At 70.2% G+C, this 18748-nt stretch carries 18 protein-coding genes, 3 tRNA genes and 1 pseudogene; 10 read left to right on the top strand and 12 right to left on the bottom strand.

Annotated features, from left to right (window positions below; all coding sequences use genetic code 11):
* Both AB0C01_RS32485 and AB0C01_RS32480 read right to left on the bottom strand, forming a co-directional pair.
* Window positions 1-789, bottom strand: a complete 789-nt coding sequence (locus AB0C01_RS32485; protein ID WP_357242594.1) for an SDR family oxidoreductase — start codon at window positions 787-789, stop codon at window positions 1-3.
* Between the two features lie 37 nt (window positions 790-826).
* Window positions 827-1189 carry a nuclear transport factor 2 family protein gene (locus tag AB0C01_RS32480; protein WP_357242597.1) on the bottom strand — a complete coding sequence of 121 codons (363 nt, stop codon included), beginning with the start codon at window positions 1187-1189 and terminating at the stop codon, window positions 827-829.
* A 78-nt stretch (window positions 1190-1267) separates the two neighbouring features.
* Here AB0C01_RS32480 and AB0C01_RS32475 point away from each other — a divergent pair, with 78 nt between their 5' ends.
* Window positions 1268-2062 (top strand): MerR family transcriptional regulator, encoded by a 795-nt coding sequence (locus tag AB0C01_RS32475; protein WP_357572944.1) that lies wholly within the window; start codon window positions 1268-1270, stop codon window positions 2060-2062.
* Window positions 2063-2295: 233 nt separating this feature from the next.
* Window positions 2296-2739: pseudogene (locus AB0C01_RS32470) on the top strand (S9 family peptidase); the annotation flags it as partial.
* Window positions 2740-2760: 21 nt separating this feature from the next.
* Here AB0C01_RS32470 and AB0C01_RS32465 read toward each other — a convergent pair.
* Window positions 2761-3783, bottom strand: coding sequence for an aldo/keto reductase (locus tag AB0C01_RS32465; RefSeq protein ID WP_357242603.1), 1023 nt, complete (start codon window positions 3781-3783; stop codon window positions 2761-2763).
* An 88-nt stretch (window positions 3784-3871) separates the two neighbouring features.
* Here AB0C01_RS32465 and AB0C01_RS32460 point away from each other — a divergent pair, with 88 nt between their 5' ends.
* Complete coding sequence (locus AB0C01_RS32460) at window positions 3872-4477, top strand: TetR/AcrR family transcriptional regulator (protein WP_357572943.1); 606 nt, start codon at window positions 3872-3874, stop codon at window positions 4475-4477.
* Between the two features lie 372 nt (window positions 4478-4849).
* Here AB0C01_RS32460 and AB0C01_RS32455 read toward each other — a convergent pair.
* Window positions 4850-4922 (bottom strand) — tRNA-Arg (locus AB0C01_RS32455).
* A 35-nt stretch (window positions 4923-4957) separates the two neighbouring features.
* A tRNA-Ser gene (locus tag AB0C01_RS32450) sits at window positions 4958-5048 on the bottom strand.
* Window positions 5049-5335: 287 nt separating this feature from the next.
* On the opposite strand from AB0C01_RS32450, the gene AB0C01_RS32445 reads away from it, so the two are divergent.
* Window positions 5336-6742, top strand: coding sequence for a hypothetical protein (locus AB0C01_RS32445; RefSeq protein WP_357572942.1), 1407 nt, complete (start codon window positions 5336-5338; stop codon window positions 6740-6742).
* On the opposite strand, the gene AB0C01_RS32440 is transcribed toward AB0C01_RS32445, so the two are convergent.
* Window positions 6743-7513, bottom strand: coding sequence for a CPBP family intramembrane glutamic endopeptidase (locus AB0C01_RS32440; protein WP_357242611.1), 771 nt, complete (start codon window positions 7511-7513; stop codon window positions 6743-6745).
* 145 nt (window positions 7514-7658) lie between these two features.
* On the opposite strand from AB0C01_RS32440, the gene AB0C01_RS32435 reads away from it, so the two are divergent.
* Window positions 7659-8774 (top strand): globin domain-containing protein, encoded by a 1116-nt coding sequence (locus tag AB0C01_RS32435; RefSeq protein WP_357572941.1) that lies wholly within the window; start codon window positions 7659-7661, stop codon window positions 8772-8774.
* Window positions 8775-8843: 69 nt separating this feature from the next.
* On the opposite strand, the gene AB0C01_RS32430 is transcribed toward AB0C01_RS32435, so the two are convergent.
* On the bottom strand, window positions 8844-10373 hold the full coding sequence (locus AB0C01_RS32430; protein ID WP_357242617.1) for a peptide deformylase: 1530 nt from the start codon (window positions 10371-10373) through the stop codon (window positions 8844-8846).
* A 326-nt stretch (window positions 10374-10699) separates the two neighbouring features.
* On the opposite strand from AB0C01_RS32430, the gene AB0C01_RS32425 reads away from it, so the two are divergent.
* On the top strand, window positions 10700-11476 hold the full coding sequence (locus tag AB0C01_RS32425; protein ID WP_357242620.1) for a hypothetical protein: 777 nt from the start codon (window positions 10700-10702) through the stop codon (window positions 11474-11476).
* Between the two features lie 20 nt (window positions 11477-11496).
* Here the strand turns inward: AB0C01_RS32425 and AB0C01_RS32420 are convergent, their stop codons facing one another.
* Window positions 11497-13332 carry a hypothetical protein gene (locus AB0C01_RS32420; protein WP_357572940.1) on the bottom strand — a complete coding sequence of 612 codons (1836 nt, stop codon included), beginning with the start codon at window positions 13330-13332 and terminating at the stop codon, window positions 11497-11499.
* Between the two features lie 212 nt (window positions 13333-13544).
* Between AB0C01_RS32420 and AB0C01_RS32415 the strand changes: the two genes are divergently transcribed.
* Window positions 13545-14255: a class I SAM-dependent methyltransferase gene (locus AB0C01_RS32415; protein ID WP_357242626.1), complete on the top strand. Its 711-nt coding sequence runs from the start codon at window positions 13545-13547 to the stop codon at window positions 14253-14255.
* A 132-nt stretch (window positions 14256-14387) separates the two neighbouring features.
* Here AB0C01_RS32415 and AB0C01_RS32410 read toward each other — a convergent pair whose 3' ends face one another.
* On the bottom strand, window positions 14388-14930 hold the full coding sequence (locus tag AB0C01_RS32410; protein WP_357242629.1) for a YbhB/YbcL family Raf kinase inhibitor-like protein: 543 nt from the start codon (window positions 14928-14930) through the stop codon (window positions 14388-14390).
* Window positions 14931-15066: 136 nt separating this feature from the next.
* Between AB0C01_RS32410 and AB0C01_RS32405 the strand changes: the two genes are divergently transcribed.
* Complete coding sequence (locus AB0C01_RS32405) at window positions 15067-15219, top strand: hypothetical protein (RefSeq protein WP_357242631.1); 153 nt, start codon at window positions 15067-15069, stop codon at window positions 15217-15219.
* Window positions 15220-15295: 76 nt separating this feature from the next.
* On the opposite strand, the gene AB0C01_RS32400 is transcribed toward AB0C01_RS32405, so the two are convergent.
* The gene (locus tag AB0C01_RS32400; protein ID WP_357572939.1) at window positions 15296-16054 is read right to left on the bottom strand and encodes a TipAS antibiotic-recognition domain-containing protein; all 759 of its coding nucleotides are present in this window, start codon (window positions 16052-16054) and stop codon (window positions 15296-15298) included.
* A gap of 262 nt (window positions 16055-16316) precedes the next feature.
* Window positions 16317-16403 (bottom strand) — tRNA-Ser (locus AB0C01_RS32395).
* 162 nt (window positions 16404-16565) lie between these two features.
* Here AB0C01_RS32395 and AB0C01_RS32390 point away from each other — a divergent pair.
* Entirely contained in the window at window positions 16566-17540 is a 975-nt protein-coding gene (locus tag AB0C01_RS32390) for an NAD(P)H-quinone oxidoreductase (protein ID WP_357572938.1), read from the top strand.
* A 6-nt stretch (window positions 17541-17546) separates the two neighbouring features.
* Here the strand turns inward: AB0C01_RS32390 and soxR are convergent, their stop codons facing one another.
* A complete protein-coding gene (soxR, locus tag AB0C01_RS32385; RefSeq protein ID WP_357572937.1) occupies window positions 17547-18005 on the bottom strand; it encodes a redox-sensitive transcriptional activator SoxR in 459 nt (152 codons plus the stop codon).
* A 47-nt stretch (window positions 18006-18052) separates the two neighbouring features.
* Here soxR and AB0C01_RS32380 point away from each other — a divergent pair, with 47 nt between their 5' ends.
* Window positions 18053-18748, top strand: a complete 696-nt coding sequence (locus tag AB0C01_RS32380; RefSeq protein ID WP_357242644.1) for a transketolase — start codon at window positions 18053-18055, stop codon at window positions 18746-18748.

The raw sequence follows: 18748 nt of genomic DNA, 5'->3' as shown, positions 1-18748 counted from the left end.
TCAGACGGTCGGGACTGTTCCGCCATCGATCACGTACTCGGCGCCCACGATGGCCGAGGCGCGGTCCGAGACCAGGAACCCGACCAGGTCGGCGATCTCCTCGGTGTTGGCAAACCGTCCCAGGGGTACGCCTCCGAGGGAGTCGTAGATGCTCTGCTTGGCTTGTTCTCGACTGATCCCGTTGCCCTCGGCGATTCGGTCCACGAACCTCTCGTAGGCCTCCGTCTCGATCCCGCCGGGGCTGATCGCGTTGACGCGGACGCCGCGCGGGGCGAGCTCGTTGGCGAGCCCCTTGCTGTAGGTGCGCAACGCGGCCTTCGCTGCCGCGTAGGCCAGGGACGCGTCGTACTGAGGAAGTTCACGCTGGATCGAGGTGAAGTGCAGCACGACCGCCGACCCGGACTCGATCATCGCCGGGAGGAGAGCTCGATCGAGCCGCACCGCGCCGAGGAGGTTCAAGTTCAGCTCGATCATCCACTGCTCGTCGGTGATGACGGCGAACCCACCGGACGGCGTCGAGGCACCTCCGACGACGTGCACCAGGATGTCCAGTGCGCCGCCGGTCTCGGCGATCCGGTCGGCCACCGCCTTCGCGCCCTCGACCGTCGAGGTGTCGGCCTCGATGAACCGGTCGGGGTACTCGTACCCCTCGGGCATCGTCCGGGCCGTCACGTGGACGTCGGCGCCCATCTCCCGCAGTCTCTCGACGACGGCCTTGCCTGAGCCCTTCGATCCGCCCGTGACCAGCGCACGACGTCCATCGAGACGATCGCGATCTGAAGTAGGCATTCTTTCTCCTCTGAAGATGAACGTGGTGCGGGTCTTGTCAGGATCCGTGGTTGGCGATGACGAGTTCGGTGACGGCGTCCTGACGGATCGTGAACCGGTAGTCGAGCTCGGCGACGCCGCCTGGGAAGGTTCCCTCGAGCCGCAGGGTCACCACCCAGTGGCTGTCGTCGATGCGAGCAGCACCGATCTGCTCGGTCGTGTACTCGAACTCGGAGCCGGCGTCCCGCAGGAACGCGTGAATCTGCTCTCGGCCGCGGAAGGACTCGCCCTGATCGACGGCCACCGCGTCCTCGGCGAAGAACGGCGATGCCGCGTCGGCGTCGCGGACGAAGTGAGCGGCGAGGAAGCCGCGGACGATGGCTGGGAGTGGGTCGGACCGGAGGCCGTTGTGCTGTGTCATGAGCCCACCGTGCGGCCTCGCGGTGCAGGAGGGTCAAGCGCTGGACTCTCCCCCCGGGGGAGCCTTCATACTGCGGGGGTGCTGACGATCGGGGAGTTCTCGCGCCTGACCCACCTGAGCGTGCGGACCCTGCGTCGGTACCACGAGAGCGACCTACTGGAACCCGCCGTCGTGGACGAGACCTCCGGCTACCGCTACTACGCCATCGAGCAGATCCCGACCGCCCAGGTCATCAACCGGCTCCGCGAACTCGACGTCCCCCTGGGCGACGTCCAGCGGATCCTGCGGTCCCCGGACCCCGGTGTCCGCGCGACCCTGATCGCCGACCACCTCCAACGCCTGGAGGCCGAACTCGACCGCACCCGAGCCGCCGTCGCGTCGCTGCGCCGCCTGCTCCGGCCCGACCCCGCGCCGATCAAGGTGGAGCTCCGTGCCGAGCCCGCCCGCACGGTCGCGGCGGTGGCGGCCGTGGTCGACGAGGGCGAGGTCGAAGCCTGGTTCGCCGGCGCAATGGCCGAGTTGGAGGTGGCCGTTGGCGACGCGGTGACCGGTCCACCGGGTGGCACCTACGACAACTCCCTGTTCGAGCAGGGCCGCGGTCACGTGTTGGTCTACCTGCCGACGGCGGCTCCGCCTCGTACCGGGCGGGTGCACGCCGCGACCCTGCCCGCCGCGGAACTGGCAGTGGCCACCCACGTCGGCGAGCACGATGGCATCGAGGTCACCTACGGCAAGCTCGGTACCTGGGTCGTGAACAACGCGATGTCGGTGGCGGGGCCGGTGCGGGAGGTCTACCTCGTCGGACCTCGGGACGCAAGCGATCCGGCCGCGTGGCGCACCGAGATCGGGTGGCCGGTGTTCCGAGTGACCTGAGTGGTTCGGCGGACCGACGGTCGAGAACTTCACGAGGGTGCGACGGTCACCATCCAGGGCGCCGCTCACTCGAGCATCGGCCCGCCGGGGTGGCCGCAGGGCCTCTCAGACGCCAGGGTTATAACCGGTTGACGTGTCAGCACCCGAACAGAGCAGCCCCAGCCCTCCCGGTCGAGCTGTCCCGGGTCGACGGCCTCGCGGCGTCGTTGACCACAAACCGGCACGGTGACGCCGTCGCGGCGGTGGTCAGCACGTCCTACGAGCCCGGAAACGTCTACGCCGGCCCCACGAGCGGGCCGCTGACGAGGCTGACCCGGCCGGTCCCACAAGGACGGGCCCTTTCCACTGGTGACGCTGGTCCCACGGCGGCCCGTACGACCGGCACGCCGACCGGCTCATGCTCGGCTGGGACCCGTCCGGCCAGTGGCTGGCGACCGCCGGCTACGCCGTGTTTCTGCCGAACCCGCGCGGCGGCAAAGGGCACGGCCAAGGCCGCCGTGATGGGAGCCGGAATCAGCGACTGGGGAATGCTCGCCGCAACTGGAGAAGAGGGGCCGTTCGAGGCCGCCTTCGGCGGTAGCAGCGGCTGGGAAGGACCGGGTCCACACCGCCACGACCGGCTCAGCCCGATCTCGTACGCCTCCAAGGTCCGCACGGCGGTGCTGATCCTGCACGGCGGTAGCGGTGGTGTCCCTTTTTCAGGCAGCGCTGCGTTCGCCGGCCGGTCGGCGACGTAGGGCCGGGTCCAGGACTGGCGGGGGCACGTAGGCCTGGTCGAGGCGGGTGACGTCGGTGCCGGGCGGAACGATCTCGTCGATCCGGTCGAGGATGTCGTCGGTGAGCGCGACGCCGACGCCCCTGAGCAGGTCATCGAGGTGTTCCATGGTGCGTGCGCCGAGCAGTGTGCTGGTGACGCCCGGGTGCGCGATGGTGAAGGCCATGGCGAGGTGGGTCAGCGGCAGGCCGGCCTCGTCGGCGAGCGGGATGAGTTGTTCGACGATGTCGATGCGGCGCTCGTCGCTGAGGTGTTGGAAGTAGCGCGCGCGGCTCAGGTCGTTCTGCTGACCTTTGCGGACGCGGCCGGTGAGCATCCCCTGCCCGAGCGGGCCCCACACCAGGGTGCCGAGGCCGTAGCGCTGCGCTGCCGGCAGTACGTCGTTCTCGATGCCGCGGTTGAGGATCGAGTACGGTAGCTGCTCGGTGCGGAAGCGTGCCAGCCCGTGCCGTTGGGAAAGCCACTGGGTATCGACGATGTCGATGGCCGGCGTGTTGGACGATCCGATCGCCCGCACCTTGCCGGTGCGGATCAGGTCGGTGAGCGCGGAGAGCGTTTCCTCGATGTCCGTGTCCGGGTCCAGCTTGTGCACCTGGTAGAGGTCGATGTGGTCGGTCTGTAGGCGACGCAGCGAGTTCTCGACCGCGGTCATGATCCAGCGTCGGGAGGTGCCCTGCTGGTTGGGGTCGGCGCCGGTCGGCCTGCCGAACTTGGTGGCGAGCACGACGGTGTCCCTCCGCCCTTTGAGCGCCCGGCCCACGACCTCCTCCGAGTCGCCGTAGACGTCGGAGGTGTCGATGAGGTTGATGCCGGAGTCGAGCGCCTTGTGGATCACTTGGATCGAGTCTTCCGGATCGGAGTTGCCTACCGACGTGGCGAACATCAGCGCGCCGAGTGCGTACGGGCTGACCTTGATGCCGGTCCGGCCCAGGGTGCGGTACTGCATGAGCGTCTCCTAGCGGTATGGTGAGTTAAGCGGAATCTCTTTCCGGAACTATACGGAAAGCCTTTCCGGAACGGCAAGGAGGGCTACCGTGACCAACGACACCACCGGCTCGAGAACGGGCGCGAGCGCACCGCGCCGGATTCGCACCGACGCGCGCCGCAACGTCGAGGCGCTGCTGGATGCAGCGAAGACGGTCTTCGGCACGTCGGGCGTCGACGCGCCTGCGAAGGAGATCACCGATCTGGCCGGTGTCGGCGTCGGCACCCTCTACCGGCATTTCCCGCAACGCTCCGACCTAATCAAGGCAGTGATCGAGCGCGAGATCGACGCCTGCGCCGACGCGGCGCCTGCACTGGCCGCCGAGCACCCGCCGGGCATCGCCCTCGCGAAGTGGCTCGAACGGCTCGCCGCGTTCGTCGTGACCAAACGCGGGTTCGCCGCGGCGCTGCATTCCGGCGATCCGGCGTTCGACGGCCTCTCCGGCTACCTGATGGAGAAGCTGGGACCAGCGCTGGGGTCGTTGCTCGACGCCGCGACCGCGGCCGACGAAATCCGGGCCGTGGTCAGCTCGCAGGACCTTCTCTACGCGGTCGCGAAACTGTGCGCACCCCTACCGGACGAGGAGCCGGACTACGGCCGCCGCATGGTCGCGCTCCTCGTCGATGGACTACGGTCCATCGACACCCAGCGCTGACCTAACTCGTCATAAGGCATGGCGGATCCGGAGCCGCGGCCGGACACAGTGCCCAGCCGCCCACCCGACTCCCGATGGTTGAGCCGCTTACCGACCGGCATTGCGTGCAGTGTTGTGCGTTCACTCCCGCAGGCGGTCGCAATCGCCCTCAACTCGGCATGAGCGAACGTTTCGTCGGCGGCTAACCTGCCGCCCCCCAGAGCGGGTCGAGGGCGAACAGGTCGCTGCGGTCCGGTCAACCATCGCCAACCGGCCGCCTTTGACCACTCCGTCACGATCAACCAGCGTCAGTGGAGGCGCACGCGCCCATAGGCACGCGCAAAATACCCCTCCGTCGATGGACGGAGGGGTATTTTCCCTGCTCAACTACTGTGCGCCCGAAGGGACTCGAACCCCTAACCTTCTGATCCGTAGTCAGATGCTCTATCCATTGAGCTACGGGCGCTCGTGCTCAGCCAGTCTACACAACCAACTTTCGCGCGGAGACTCCGGGATTCGAACCCGGGAGGGGCTTTAAGACCCCAACCGCATTAGCAGTGCGGCGCCATAGACCAGACTAGGCGAAGTCTCCCCGGTGATCCGCAGACCACCGCGCCCGAGGATACAGGTCGCCACCCGCCGGGAGCAAAACGACTTCCGGGGTACGCCGACCAGGGCTACCCCGCCTCCGTGTTTCAGCGGTGTGCGGCGGCGTGATCGGGACTACGCTCCATCGATATGCAGGAGCAGCCGCCCAGCGAGTCGACCCGTCGAGAGCCTGCTGAAAGAGCGCGCCGGCGCCCCCCGCGGCCGACCTTCACACCGCCGACCGCCTCCGAGCAGCCCGGGGAGACGGTGCCACCGCCGGCAGCCGCGCCGGTGAGTCCGCGTCCTCGACGGGCCAAGGCCGCTCCGGCGGTGCTCTTCCAGCCTCCGGAGCCGGACCGCCCCCTGCCTCGGCAGGCACTCCGCTCGTCCCCCGCACCGAGCGCCCCGCCCGAGGACGCCGCACCCGCCAGCGACCTGACCGCCCCACCCGCGAAGGCCCGGCCCACCCCGGACCAGGCCAGCCCGCCCGACAAAGCGGCACCAGCCGCCGGCCAGGCCGGCCCACCCGAGCCCGCAGCGGCCGCTGACCAGGCCAACCCACCTGCGCGCGGCCGGCAATCATCCGCCGGAGCGTCGGCACGCACGCCGACGGCTCGCGCCACCCCCCGTAAGACCACCGCCCTAAAGGCCACGAAGCCGACCCCCGCAGCCCCGGCCGTACCCGCTGAGGCCGGCACGACGGACAGCCCAACCAGCCAGGCGCCAACCCCGGCCACGACGACCGCGCCGCCGCAGAAAGCCACCCCGGCCGGCCCAACCAGGAAAGCCCCGGCCAGCAAGACGGCCGCGTCACCCAGGAAAGCCACGCCCAGTAAGGCGGCCAGCCCGACCACCCAACCCGCCACCCCGACCACCCCCGCCAGACGAGCCGCCTCGCCGACCAAGCGAGCGGCGACCCCACCCCAGAGCGCCCCACCCACCGAGGCCACCCCAGCACCGCAGCCCACGGCGAGCCCACCCCAGAGCGCCCCACCCACCGAGGCCACCCCGGCACCGCAGCCCACGGCGACCCCGGCGCTGGTCGGTGACCTGGTGCCGGCCCTGGGGCGTACCCCCGAATCAGAGCTGCGGGCGGTCGCCGCGCGTGTGCTCGATCACCCGGGCTTCGCGCCGGAGCTGTTGGCGCTGGCCGCGGCGCGGTCGCTCGGACCCGGTGCGGGCGAGTGGGCCGCGCGGCTGCGGGACAGGTATCCGGACGCTCCGGCGGACGGCCTGGCCCGGCTGGTGACCCGGCGATACGTGCGGGCGGCGGGCGCGGGTGGGGCGACCGCGGCGCTGGCTGGCTTCTTCGCGCCGCTCGCCGAGTTGGCCTCGGTGCTGTGGACGCAGGCCAACCTGGTGTTGCACCTGGCGGCGGTGTACGGCAGGGATCCGGCGCATCCCGACCGAGCCGTCGAGCTGCTGGTGCTGACTCAGGTACACCCGGACGAGGCGAGCGCGCGGCAGGCCCTGACTGCTGCGCAGACGGCGGGCGACCCGGTCGAGGGGGCCTGGCCACGGGCGGCGGAGGCGGCCTGGCGGCTGGCCGCGCCGCTCACCGCGCAGGCCGGCGGTTGGGTGGCGTTGCGGCTGGTGGCCCGGCTGCTGCCCGGGGCGGCGGCGCTGGCGGCGGCGCTGGGGGACGCGGCGGCGGCCGACCGGCTCGCCGCTCGAACGGTGGCCGTCTACCGGCGCTGATCAGAGCCAGTCGAACCACTCCCGGGGCAGCGACGCGTAGCCGACGAAGGCGACCACGTCGAGCAGGGTGTGGGCGATGATCAGCGGCAGTACCCGCCGGGTCCGCAGGTAGAAGAGGCTGAAGATCACGCCCATCACCGCGTTGCCGACGAACGCGCCGAAGCCCTGGTAGAGGTGGTACGAGCCGCGGAGCAGCGCGCTGGCCGCGATGATCGCGGCGAGCCGCCACTGGAGCTGCCGCAGCCGGGTGACCAGGTAGCCGACCACGATCACCTCTTCCAGCACGGCGTTCTGCACGGCGGCGAGGATCAGCACGGGGATCGCCCACCAGACCGGCGGCAGCGCGGCCGGCACCAGCGTGGCGTTGAGGCCGAGTTGGGCCGCGACGAAGAACAGGGCCAGTCCGGGCAGGCCGATCAGCGCGGCCAGACCGGCACCGCGGGCCAGGTCCTGGCCGGGCCGCCGGGCGTCCACGCCGAGGGTCCGCGCCGGGTCGCCGGGGTCACGGCTGAGCAGGTGTACGGCGAGCAGCACCGGCAGCAGCGCGAAGACGATGCCGAGCAACTGGTAGGTGAGGTCCAGCCACGGCCGGGTCGACGCCGAGGTGTTCAGCGAGGCGGTCTGTTTCGAGAGCGGACCCTCGGCGGTCAGCTTGGCGATGATCGAGACCACCGCGTAGACCGCCGACTGGCCGAGGGACAGGCCGAGGACCAGCAACGTTTCGGTGCCCAGCAGGCGGCGGGACACCGGGCGGGTCAGCTCAACGGTCACCGCACCACTCTGCCCGACGGGCGGCACCGGCGGCACGGCCGACCGGCCAGCGTGAGCCGATCGCACATTCTGTGCGACCAGTAGACACTCTCCGTGGAGATTCTATGGGCGCCCGATCCGCTGCCGACTGGAGGAGGAGCGCCCCGTGGACAACCTCGCACGGTTGCTGAAGGAGAGCTGGACCTTGGTCGAGGACGATCGGGCCCGCCTGACCGAGCACTTCTACGCCCGGGTGTTCCTGCTCGACCCCGCCCTGCGGCACCTCTTCCCGGTGCAGATGACCGGCCAGGGCGACCGGCTGCTGGAAGCGATCATCAGGGCGATCCACACGGTCGACGATCCGGAGAGTTTCGCCGAGTTCCTCCGGGGGTTGGGTCGCGACCATCGGAAGTACCACGTCGACGAGAGGCACTACACGACGATGGGCACCGCACTGCTGGACGCGCTGCGCCGGATCGCCGGCGACGGCTGGAACCTGGAGTACGACCAGGCGTGGCGGGAGGCGTACGAGGCGGTCGCCGCCCTGATGGTCGCCGGGGCGGCGGATGACGACGGGCCGCCGTTCTGGCACGCCGAGGTGCTGACCCACAAGCGCTACGGTCCGGACACCGCCGTGTTGACCTGCCAGGCGTTGCAGCACCCACTGCGTTGGCAGGCTGGGCAGTACGTCAGCCTGGAGGTGCCGCGCCACCACCCCCGGGAGTGGCGCAACTACTCGGTGGCGAACGCTCCCAACGACGACAGCGTGCTGGAATTCCACGTGCGGTCGCCGGGAGCCGGTTGGGTGTCCGGCGCGTTGGTGCGTCGGGTGCGGCCGGGTGACCTGCTCCGCCTGGCGGCGCCGATGGGGTCGATGACCCTGGACCGCACCTCGGAACGGGACATCCTCTGTGTGGCCGGCGGGGTCGGCCTGGCGCCGATCAAGGCGCTCGTGGAGGATCTCGCCACCTTCAACCGCACCCGGTGGGTGCACGTCTTCTACGGCGCCCAGCAGGCAGCGGACCTGTACGGCCTGGCCGGGTTGCAGGAGTTGGTCGCCGTACACCCGTGGTTGTCGGTGACCGCGGCGTGCAGCGACGACCCGGACTTCGACGGTGAGCTGGGTGACATCCCGGAGGTGGTGGCCCGGTACGGCCCGTGGACCGCGCACGACTGTTATGTCTCCGGCTCGGCCCGGATGGTCCGGTCCACGCTGCGGGTGCTCGCCGCGGACGAGGTGCCGCCGCCGCGCATCCGCTACGACACCTTCGGTGACCTCTAGACGTTCCTCCCCCCACACCGGGGCGCGTGCCCCTGCCCCCTGGGGCACGCGCCCCGGTCCCCTCGTTCGTCAGTAACGCCAGGGGTGCCCGGTCTCGCGGTATTCCTCGACCGGCACCAGCGGCACGCCGGGTGCCATCCGGTCGACGTAGAGCCGGCCCTCCAGGTGGTCGATCTCGTGGGCCACCAGCCGGGCCATGCCGAACTCGAACGAGGTGATGATCCGGCTGCCGTCCCACTGGGCGTGTTCCACGTCCAGGCGCAGCGGCCGGGGCACCAGACCTCGGTGATCGAAGAAGGACAGGCAGCCCTCGTACTGCTCGTCGGTCTCCGGGTCGGCGTCGACCACCCGGGGGTTGAGCAGCACGACCGGCTCCGCCGACCGGTCGGGGGGCCGCACCACGGCAGCCGCGCGGCCGATGCCGAACTGCGGCGCGGCGACGCCCACTCCCTTGCTGAACGGGTGCAGTTCGTCGAGCCGGGCCAGGGCCGTGGTGAGCCGGTCGACCACATCCCGGGCGACGTGTTCCTCGCCGGGCAGGTCGAACGGGCGGGCGCGCTGCCGGAGCAGGTCGTCTCCGCGCTGCACGATGCCGAGGCCGCGCATCCGGTCGCTGGGTCGGATCCGGGTGCCACCGGGGCCGATGTCCGGTTCGGTGTCCGGGCGGGCGCGGAACCGCCACTGCATCCGGTAGCGCGCGTTCAGCGGAGGGTCGTCGGTCTGCCAGTCGTAGATCGCCCGGTCGCCCTCGTCGTGGCGTTGCGGCGCCGTCCGCAGCGGGCCCTCCTCCGCGCTGAGCGAGGTCTCCACCCCCCAGACCTGCGGGTCGAGCGCCGCGGGCAGATCCAGGCGTACGGCGAGCTGCCGGGTGGGCAGTCGGACGGCTCGTTGGAACCAGGGACCCCACTTCTCGTGCCCGACGCTGTAGGCGTACTCGATGGTGGCCCGGTCGCCCGGGTAGAGGGGGAAGCGTCGCTCCCCGTTCTCGAAGAGCAGCCAGATCTCCTTGAACGCGTCCCGATCGTGCTTGGCTCGCCAGTGCATCGGCTCCGGGTCGCCGCCGCCGTCGTCTCGGCGGGCCTGTAGCTGAAGCTCGGCGAAGGTGAGCGGGTGTTCCCGGTGGTGCCGGTTGGAGCGGCCGGGGTCGTTCGGGAAGCGGTCGACGGCGACCCGGACCAGGTAGCGGGTGACCGGCTCGGTGCCGGCGTTGTACAACTCACGGTGGATGACGCACCGGTAGTCGTCGTCGGTGTGGGTGAGGGTGGCCAGCTCCCGTTCCACGACCAGGCCGGTGCCGGGTGGCAGCCACTGGCCGGGCGGGTGCGACTCGCGGTATGGCTGACCCGACCGGGCGTGCCGCAGGTCGTCGTACTCCCGGAAGCGCTGCCAGATCGCGCCGCTGGCCTCCAGGACGGCCTCCGCGCGGCGGGCGAAGTCCTCGGTCGGGCGGTGTCGGCGCCCCTCGACGTGGCTCACGTAGGACGGGTCGAACCCCATCAGGACGGCCAGTTGCTTCTTGGACAGCCCGCGCCCGGTCCGTTGCCTGGCGAGTTCGGCCGCGAAGGAGTCGGCAGCCCGTTCGAGGGGTGAGGTCGTCATCGGCTTCCTCGTGGCCGGGGCTATAAGTTTCACGTTCCGTGCCCGAGCACACACGCAACTGGCATCTTTTCGACACACTGCTTGACAATCCACCGATGACCATCGATTGTGCGGCGGCGTTTCCCAGCACTGACTCCGGGTAGTACGCGAAGCGCTACTCCCGTCGGATACGGAGTGACCTGGGCGTCTGGGATGTGACCAAGGTGAGCCTTCCCTTACGGTCCGGGGCTTGGTTAGGCTAGCCTTAGCTCAGGACGGCACTGGTCCGTCCGCCGGGGCGCACTCCTCGGTCACACAGACAGGGGACGACTCAGGTGACAGCGGTGATGCCACGGCGCGAGGTCTCCACCACGCCGCTCGCCCCCGTCACCGCAGCGCTTCGGGCCATGTTCGGCACCGACGACGTTCCCGGGCTCGCCCGGGGCCTTGTCGTCGACGACGAGTTCGGCTGGGCGCCCGCCACCACCCTGATCGACGGCAGTCGGCTGCCGGAGTTGCTGCGCGGCGCCGCCGTCCGCTGGGGTGGCACCCCGCACGCGTGCGCGGCGCTGGCCTGGAAGTCGTACAGCTACTGGACGGCGCTGCCGGTCGTGCTCGGTTGGGCCTCCGCCCGCCGGGTGCCGCTCGTCGATCCGGCCGACGTGCTGATCCACTTCGAGGACCACCGGCAGCTACTCACCATGGGTCTGCGTCGGGGGACCACCGTCGCGGTGCTGCCGAACGACCCGTTGGCTCTCGCCGGCCTGCCGGAGGTGCGGGTCGTCGCCGACGAGACGGAGCTGCTGGCCGCGCTGCGCGCGTCACTGCTCGACGCGCACCTCGCACCGCTCATCACGGCGATCCAGTCGGAGGTTCGGGTGGGCACCCGGACGCTGCTCGGCTCGGTCGCCTCCGGCATCGCCCACGGCATCCTGCGGGCCGCCGACGGGCTGCCCGGCTCGACGGTGCAGAGCATCGACACGCTGCTCGGCGCGCTCGACCTGGCCGACCTGATCGAGCTGGTGCCGGGGCCGACCGGCGAGCCGACCGTGCAACGCCGCACCTGCTGCCTCGCCTTCACCCTGCCCCGGCCGAAGGTCTGCCAGGGCTGCTGCGTCCGCTAGGCCGGGCTGGGCGGCACTGCTCAGTCGGTCAGCGACCGGACGTCCCACACCCACACATCCCCGGTGCGGGCCGGCTGGATCCCGGTCAGCTCGGTCATCCCCCGACGCAGCGCGGTCTCGTGCTCGTGCGGCCCGAGGATGACCACCCCGGCCCGCCAGAAGCGCAGATCGTCGACCGCTCGGACCCGTGCCTGCGGGGTGATCGGCGGCACCGCCCCGGTACGCCTGATGGTGGCGAAGAAGCTGCTGGTGGGGCGGGGCGGGGCACCGAACAACGCGACGCGCGGGGGGTCGGCGCTCGGGCGGGTGTCCGGACCGAGGAAGTAACCACGGGCCAAGGGCAGGTCCAGCCGGGTCTCCGCAGCCCATCGCAGCGGCTCCGCGTAGGTGCTGTCCGGCAACGGCAGAGTCACCACGCTGCGCCCACCTGTCACGTACGGACGCCAGGCCCCACTTGTCACGAACGTGGGAACCGGGTCGAGGTGGGTCACGGGCAGCGGAGTGGGGACGATCGGCAACAGGGCCATCGTGAGCACTGTTGCGGTGACGAAACGGACCTGCCCCCTGGCGGCCGGGTGCGAGCCGGCCAGCTCGCGGGCACGCTCGGCGCCGTAGGCGAGGAGCAGCCCGATGATCGGGGTGATCGCCAACGCCCACCGGGTCGGCACCACCGAGTGCAGGATCGGCAGGTTCTCCAGCGCCGCCCAGGGTCCCGGCACCCCCGTACCCCGGTTGTCGAAGCGGACCTCCCGGCCCAGCGAGAGCACCGAGAAGAGCAGCCCGAGCGCGGCGAGCGCGAGCACCACGACCGAGCGCCGCAACCACCAGACCAGGGCGATCACCAGCACCAGCAACGCCCAGCCGAAGAAGCTGTTCTCCTCGGTCGGGTTCTTGGCCAGACCGGCGGCGGTGCGCGGGCTGCCGGCGAGCGCCTCCCGGGAGTACGCGACGAACGACGCCAGGTCGCTGGAGTAGCCGCGGATCAGCCGGGACAGCCCGGAGTACGCGTCCGGTCCGAAGAACTGCACGTACAGGGGGTACGCCAGCAGCAGCGCGGCGAGCCCGGCCGCGACGGCGAGGCCGGCGAGGAAGGACCGGATACGCGAGCGTAGTTCGGCGCGACCGAGGGCGAGTACGCCGATGACCAGGCCCAGCCCGATCGCGGTCATCAGCAGGATCTCCAGGTTGAGGAAGGCCTGCCAGACGATCACGAGCGCGAGGAGGAGCCCGTTGCGGAGCCAGCGGCCCGGTTCGCCGAGTCGCAGGGTCCGCCAGATGATCAACGGGACGACGAACTGGGACACGATGTTCGGGTGCCCGTTGGCGTGCGACACCATGGCCGGCGCGAACGCACAGAAGCCACCGCCCAGCCACGCCGGCCCGCGGCTGCCGATCAGGACCCGGGAGAGCAGGAAATACCAGGCGGTGGCGGTGGCAATCATGCCGACGGTGAGAAAGACCAGGAATGCCACTCTCGGCCCCAGCAGCAGGGTGACCGGCGTCAGTGGGAGCGAAACGGATAAGACGGACGTATTGGCCATCAGATTCACGCCGTCCGGGACGTTCATCTGATTGGAATGGAACGGATACGCAAAGTGCGTGACGACTCGCGCACCGTGGGCCATCATCCATTCGAACTGTGACTGATCGGACTGGTTGTCCCGTACGCCACTACCTGGGTCCAACCAGAGCCGGGCGGTCACCCACAGGCCGAGCACCACGAAGCTCAGCACGGCGACCAGATCGGACCACTTACCCCTGCGGGGAGGCCGGACGCGACCCGACTCCCCCTGCACCGACGGCACCACGGCCGGACCGTCGCTGTCGCTGGGCGAGTCCGGCTCAGGAGTAGTCATGACAATTCCCAGAGTAGTCAGGGCATGGCGCTGCCGTGACATGTTTCGGGGTACTGCCGTACTATGTGCCGGGTTCGCCGACCGCCGATCACGAACCCACCCCCGACCATAATTCGGCCACCCCCGATGCCCCGATTCTTCTGCCGTCCCAGCGGATGATTCACTCTGTCGGTCCAGGCACGGGTCGAGTTCATATCGTGAGGAATCGACGCATGGCAGAAATCACTGGGGATCAGCGCGTTCAGTCCGAGGTGTTGGAAGGCCTGGCGACCGCTGTCAACCACCGTCGCTGGTTCATCGAACTGGCCCTGCCGTACCTCGGCGACGACCCGATCGAGATCGGCAGCGGCCTCGGTGACTACGCGCTGGAGTGGTCCGAGCTGCTGCCCCGGTTCACCGCGACCGAGGCCGACCCGGACCGGCTGGTGCAGCTCAAGGAGCGCCTGGCCGACCGGCCGAACATCGACGTCCGGCAGATGCTGCTGCCCCACAACGACCGGGGCGACTACAGTGCCGCGGTCTCGTACAACGTCCTGGAGCACATCGAGGACCACGTGGGCGCGCTGAGCAGCATGCGCGACCTGGTCCGACCCGGCGGCGCCGTGATCATCATCGTGCCGGCGTTCCAGTTCGCGATGGGTCCGGCCGACATCGCCACCGGACACGTCCGCCGCTACACGAAGAAGACGCTCGGTGCGGCGATGACCGAGGCCGGGCTGACCATCGAGAAGATGCACTACGCCAACGCGCTGGGGCTGATCGGCTACTTCATGGCCACCAAGGTCTTCCGGCTGATGCCGAAGGAGGGCCCGATGGTCAAGGTGTACGACACCCTCGTCCTGCCCGCCACCAAGGCCGCCGAGCAGCTCGTCCGCCCCCCGTTCGGCCAGTCGGTCTTCGCCGTGGCCCGCGTCCCAGCCTAACCCCGGCCCCATAGCAGGCCCGCCCGGTCGATCATGGAGTTGTGGTGCCTGATTTGGCGCTTGCCAGGCTTTTTGTCGCCCACCACAACTCCATGATCGACGAGACTGGGCGGCGTTGCCCACCCTCCCGGGTTAGTCCTTGATCTGGTACGTGGGGCGGATTACCGCCCTCGCCAGGGTGTGGAACGTCAGGTTGAAGCCTACGTAGGCGGGGCTGGCTTCTGGGGTCAGGTCCAAGCGGTCGACGTCTACCGCGTGCACCGCGAAGACGTACCGGTGCGGGCGGTCGCCGGCCGGCGGGGCCGCACCGCCGTAACCCTGCTCGCCGTAGTCGTTGCGGACCGCGAACGCCCCACCGAGGTCGGTGCCGGCCGCGCCACCGGCGCCGCTGGGCAACTGCGTGACCTCGACCGGCACGTTCACGAGCACCCAGTGCCAGAAACCGCTGCCGGTCGGCGCGTCGGGGTCGTAGCAGGTCACCGCGAAGCTCTTCGTCTCGGCCGGGAAATCCGACCAGGCGAGCTGCGGCGAGACGTTGTCACCCCCGGTGCTGCCATGCGCGTGCCGGGCATCCATCGGCTCACCGTTCTGCACGTCGTCACTTGTCAGCGTGAACGAGGGCAGCGTCGGCAGCAGCTCGTACGGGTCCGGGGCGATCGGTCGTTCCAGGGTCATCAGAACGCGTCCTTCCGGTGTGCGGAGATATCAGCCCCTTCTTACCCCGTTCCAGGGCCGTCAACGACCGGTTGGGGCACTGTCGGGACCACCCGCGCGGATACGATCATCGCCGCAACGTCCACGGGGGAACTTCTTGAGCATCTGGCGTGACTTCCTGGTCGCCGTCGTGACCGCGCTCCGCAAGCCGGACGAGCAGTCGCTCGCCCGGGAACGCCGGCGCGCGATCGAACGACTGGCCGACGAGACCATCCGCGCGGATCGACGGCCTGCCGACCCGCCGGAGTGACGGACCTGTCTGCGCTCGGTATCCAGGAAACCGCGCATCCGTACGGCCCGAACACCCCGGCATCCCGAAAACCCTGTTACAGGTTGCGCTCGGCGTAGACGTGCATCGCATCGCGGATCAGCGTCACGGTGCCGGCGGTGTTCTCGGCGGTGTCGAACGCCGCCGTGTAGCGCGGGTCGGACACGTACAGCTCGCCGAGCCCGGTGAAGTACTCCTTGGTCGGGGTCGTCGAACTCCCCGACAGCCAGTCGTACAGCCGCTGGGTGATCGCCTGCACCTGGTCGCTGTCGGCCGCCGCCCCGGCGCGGTGCGCCGCGCCGAAGTCCCGCCCGATCTCGATCTGGCGCTGCTGGAACGCCAGCTTCTCAGCCGGGCTGAGTGAGCGCCACCACCGGTCACCCTTCGCGTAGGCCTCTCGGCCCCACCGTTCGGTGACCTCCCGCTCGTATTGCGTGTGGTCGAAACCGTCGAACATCTCCTCAGGCATGAGTGGTTCACCTCCTTCCGTCTTGCGCAGGGTCGTCTTCACCGACTCGATCTGCCTCCCGATCCGCTCACGCTCCTGCTCGAGCAGTTTCAGGTGGGTGCGCAGCGCTTCGACTGGGTGCTGGCTCCCGTCGAGCACCTCGGCGATCGCGGGCAGCCCGAGGCCGAGCTCCCGCAACAGCAGAATCCTCTGCAACCGGAGCAGCTTCTCCTGGTCGTAGTACCGGTACCCGTTGCGGCCGAGCCGGCTCGGCCGAAGCAGACCGACGTCGCCATAGTGGCGCAGGGTGCGACTGGTCGTTCCGACCATGCGCGCGAGGTCTTGGATCGACCAATCCACCTCACTCACCCCTTCAACTCGTCGGTGTGAAATGAAGGTTAGAGGTTGACGTAACGTCAAAGTCAACCATGCCGAACATCCGCAAGAGCGGCGCCAGCGAGGGCACTTGCCGCTGTCGGCACAGGTTTCCCTGGGCAGGGTCTACGCCTCATGCGTCGACGGACAGGACGAGGCCGCGCGGAAGTGGATCGAGGGCCGGACTCACCGCACACAGACACGCCCCTCGACCAGCTTTGCGCTGGTCAAAGGGCGTTTTTGCTGTCCAGATGGGCGGAGGGTGTGGGATTCGAACCCACGAAGACATCGCTGCCTTACCGGTTTTCAAGACCAGCGCCATCGGCCACTAGGCGAACCCTCCTGGGCCGCCACCCGCGGGCGTACGGCCACGCACAGTCTGCCACGGCTTCCGCCGGACGGCCCGACGTCCCTCCCCGAACGCGGTGACCAGCCCGTCCGGGCCGTCCACTGTGGCCTTGCGGTTGCGCCTGCGGCACCCGGGAAGATCGGGAAGACTGGGCTCATGCGAGCCATCACCATTCCGCAGCCCGGTGGACCCGACGCGCTGGTCTGGGCCGAGGTGCCCGACCCGGAGCCGGGCCCCGACGAGGTGATCGTGGATGTGCGGGCCAGCGGGGTCAACCGCGCTGACCTGCTGCAACGGCAGGGGCACTACCCGCCGCCGGCGGGCGCGTCCGCGTACCCCGGGTTGGAATGCTCCGGGGTGATCACGGAGGTCGGGTCGGAGGTCGCCGGGTGGGCGGTCGGGCAGCAGGTGTGCGCGCTGCTGGCCGGCGGCGGGTACGCCGAGCGGGTCGCGGTCCCCGCCGGGCAGTTGCTGCCGGTGCCGGCCTGCGACCCGGTGGACGCCGGGGCGCTGCCGGAGGTGGCCTGCACGGTCTGGTCGAACCTGATCCAGGTGGGTCGGCTCGGCGCAGGTGACACGCTGCTGGTGCACGGCGGGGGCAGCGGGATCGGCACCTTCGCGGTCCAGTTCGGGGCGGCCCTCGGCGCGACGGTCCTGACCACCGCCCGGGAGGCCAAGCACGCCCGGCTGCGGGAGCTGGGCGCGTCCCACACGATCGACTACCGGGAGCAGGACTTCGTCGAGGAGGTCCGGCAGGCGACTGACGGTCGGGGCGCGGACGTCATCCTGGACATCATGGGCGCGTCCTACCTGGGCCGAAACGTCTCCGCGCTGGCCACCGGCGGCCGGCTGGTGGTGATCGGGATGCAGGGTGGGCGCAAGGGCGAGTTGGATCTCGGCGCGCTGGTGGCGAAGCGGGCCAGTGTCACCGCGACGTCGCTGCGCTCCCGACCGCCTGCCGAGAAGGCGGAGATCGTTCAGGGCGTACGGGACGAGGTGTGGCCGTTGATCGAGGCCGGCACGGTCCGACCGATCGTGGACCGGCGGCTGCCGATGAGCGAGGCGGCGACGGCGCACCGGCTCGTCGAGTCGAACGACCACTTCGGCAAGGTGCTCCTCACGCGCGGGTGAGAGGCGTCAGACGAGCGTGTCGTCAGTCGGTCGGGGCAGCATCAGGCGGGCGCCGGGCCCCTCGCCGGCCAGCGCGTCACCCGGGTTGTTGAGCGTGCAGCGTTGCAGGGACAGGCAGCCACAGCCGATGCAGCCGTCCAGGTCGTCGCGGAGGTTGGTGAGCAGGCGGATCTTCTCGTCCAACCGGCCCCGCCAGCTCGCGGAGAGCCGCGCCCAGTCCTGCGGGCTGGGCGTGCGGGCCTCGGGGAGCGACTCCAACGCCGCCCGGATCTCGTCGAGCGAGACGCCGACCTGTTGGGAGATCCGGATGAAGGCGACCCGGCGCAGCTCGGAGCGGGCGTACCGGCGCTGGTTGCCGCCGGTACGGTCGGCGCGGATCAGCCCGAGCCGCTCGTAGTAGCGCAGCGCCGAGGGCGCCACGCCGGAGCGGGCGGACAACTCGCCGATCGTCAGCAGATCCTGCATCACCAGGTCCTTGAGTTGAAGTGCACTTCAAGTCACACAGTAGTGGCATGACCACCACACTGCCCACCGACACCGGGTCCCGGCTCCCCGGGCTCATCCGACGACTGACCGGCGACGAGAAGCACGCACCCAGTGCGCACTCCACCATCGACGTGCTCCAGGTGCTCTACGACCAGGTGCTGCGGGTCACCCCGGACACCGTCGACGACCCGGAGCGGGACCGGTTCCTGCTCTCCAAGGGGCACGGGCCGGCCGCCTACTACGCGGTGCTCGCCGCGCACGGCTTTCTCCCGGAGGCCTGGCTCGACGACCTCGCCGGGCCACACAGTCGGCTCGGCCACCACCCGGACCGGCTGCTGGTGCCCGGGGTCGAGATCGGCTCCGGCTCGCTCGGCCACGGCCTCGGGCTGGCCGTCGGCACCGCCCTCGGCCTGCGGGCCCAGGGGCTGCACACCCCCCGGGTGTACGTGCTGCTCGGCGACGCCGAACTGGACGAGGGATCCAACCACGAGGCGATCGCGTACGCGGGAGCGACCGGCCTGGAAAGCCTCACCGCGATCGTGGTCGACAACTCGTCGTCCACCCACGGCTGGTCGGGTGGCATCGCCAGCCGTTTCACGGTCAACGGCTGGACCGCCGACACCGTCGACGGCCGGGACCACACCGCCCTGTACCGGGCGCTGACCGGGCACCGCCCACAGCGGCCACACCTGGTGGTCGCCCGCATCGAGAGCAAGGGGTGA

The organism is Micromonospora sp. NPDC048905 (assembly GCF_040649655.1).
Classification (GTDB): domain Bacteria; phylum Actinomycetota; class Actinomycetes; order Mycobacteriales; family Micromonosporaceae; genus Micromonospora.
Note: the sequence above shows the minus strand (reverse complement) of the source record. Positions and strands in the feature narration are given on the sequence as shown.